The sequence below is a fragment of the Lamprocystis purpurea DSM 4197 genome (assembly GCF_000379525.1).
Lineage (GTDB): Bacteria > Pseudomonadota > Gammaproteobacteria > Chromatiales > Chromatiaceae > Thiodictyon > Thiodictyon purpureum.
On record NZ_KB902445.1, the window covers coordinates 1 to 2066 of the forward strand.

At 55.6% G+C, this 2066-nt stretch carries 1 protein-coding gene; it reads right to left on the reverse strand.

Translation table 11 applies throughout. From position 1 onward, the window contains the following. Positions 1-159: 159 nt before the first annotated feature. Positions 160-1347 carry an IS4 family transposase gene (locus A39O_RS32640; protein ID WP_083924582.1) on the reverse strand — a complete coding sequence of 396 codons (1188 nt, stop codon included), beginning with the start codon at positions 1345-1347 and terminating at the stop codon, positions 160-162. Positions 1348-2066: the final 719 nt, after the last annotated feature.

Here is a 2066-nt window from a genome sequence, read left to right on the forward strand (position 1 = left end):
ATTTCCTGGCGAGCATCGGCGAAATCGGGTCGCCGGGGCGCCCATTTGAGAATTATTCTCAACAACCCTGTCCCGCGGACAGCCGCGCCCGCAGGGAGGGAAAAGGGAGGGAAAAGGGGCCAGGCTCTGAGGTATCCCCACGAATTTTGCCTGCATTTGTCATTCTGTCAATAGCGCCTGGTGGAATTGAGCGATCACTTCTTCCGGCGGTAGAAATTCGGATGCGTCGATCTCCACTTTCGTGATGTTGAGAATGAGCATCGCGAGAAACGGAAGAGAATAGACCCGGCGCTTCGAGCTGCTGGCGTGCATGCCGTACTGAAGATGCTTGCGCTCGGCCGCCGCACCGATCATCCACAACAGAAAAGCGGCCAACGCGGCAATGAGTACGAGAATGGCGAGGCGCTTGGGATCGCGCGATCGATTCGTTTCATAGCCTTGGCCATAATAGAGGCTCTTCAGGTCTCGGAAGCCTTCTTCAATCTGCATGCGCTGACGATAGATACGCACGATCGTCTTCGCCGTCAAATGGCCTAATTGGAGTGCGGCGAGCAGTAGCCAGGGCTCGCGCTGGCTCCGGGCGGCCTTGAGACTTTTGCGCGAGCGCGCGATACTTCCGAAGGCGGTCTTGTTATGACGACCGCACTTACGCAGGCGCACCAAAACCATCACGACCGACAATGGGTTGCTTTTCACCCAATCGCCGATACCAAGCCGAACAGGTTTGATCGTTGCTTTCGGGAACAACAGCTTACCAGATTTCCAATCGCCGTCAAGGCGCACGAAGTCGCGTCCCCGCAGGCGTCCGACCCAGCGCCAGCCAAGGGATTCGACGGCACGAAAGAAGGGCACCCGAAAGCCTGAATCGGCGATGACAATGGGCGCTCTTCCAGGCGGCATCATGTTCGCCAGAACCCCAAGAAAGCGTGCCTGAACCCGACGATTACCCAAGAGGGAGCGGGGGTGGATTTCTTCGTAAAGGGTCATGGGGTGGCCGCCGACGGCGATCGAGGCGCGCAACAAATGATACGATTGATCAGCCTTGAGATCCGACCAGTCGACGAGGATCAGGGGCTCGGCGATCCGGGCTAGGGTCACGCGGCAGAGGGCGCCGTAGATCGCCGTACGCTCGCGATGCAGGTGGGGATTGCCGATCAGGCGGTCGGCGCGCTTGATCTTGTGCTTCAACGTCGTCGGGCCGACCAAGCGTCGTCCCACCGCGGTGATAGACAAACCCGCTCCGGTGACGCAGGCCTCCACCATGTCAAAGAGTGCGGCGAGGCGCGTGGCGTGGATAAATTCCAGCGACTGACCGAGCCAAGAGCGCAATAATGTGGGTACATGCATGAGGGGCGTCCTGTGGGGTTCTCCTTATACCAGTGTGGCAGTAAAACCTCTTGCACGCATCGACAGATCGAAAAATGCTTTCCAGACCTCTGTTTTTATTGGGATTTTCTAGGGGATACTTCAGGGCCAGGCTCAATTAGATTCTGTGCCGCCCGCTGGACTTAATCGGGGAATTACGGTGACAGTTTACTAAATGCACTGAATGCGGATGGGCCTTGAACGCAACCACCTTGCTGCCGATCAAGGTTGGCGCCAATAGGCACGTGAAGTAACGTCATATTATTTGCTTTTAGTAAACTGTCACCGTAATTTCACCGTAGTTTATAAACTGTCACCGTAATTAGTTGGATTCTATTGGCGCATTTTTCAACCACCCTGTAGAAAACAGATCGTGCAGAGTCTTGTTCAGTTGTTTGGAGACGGGGTAGCATCCGTCGGATCGTATGGCGATGGCATCACTTCCTCAGGTGTAAAAGTTGCATTCAAAGACGACACAAACCTTTGGGTGGAGCACAATATAGGCGATCAATCTGGCAGCAAGCCCATAATTAGCATTTGGGGCACAAGTGTAAATGGTGGCACGAATACGCGGGTCATATTAGATACTTACACACTCACTAAGGCCCTGACTATTACCCATATCTCCCCTCCCCGACACCGCGCTGGGCCGCCATCGCCAGCACGAAGTCGGCAGCGCGCTGGAGTCCAATCCAGAGGGT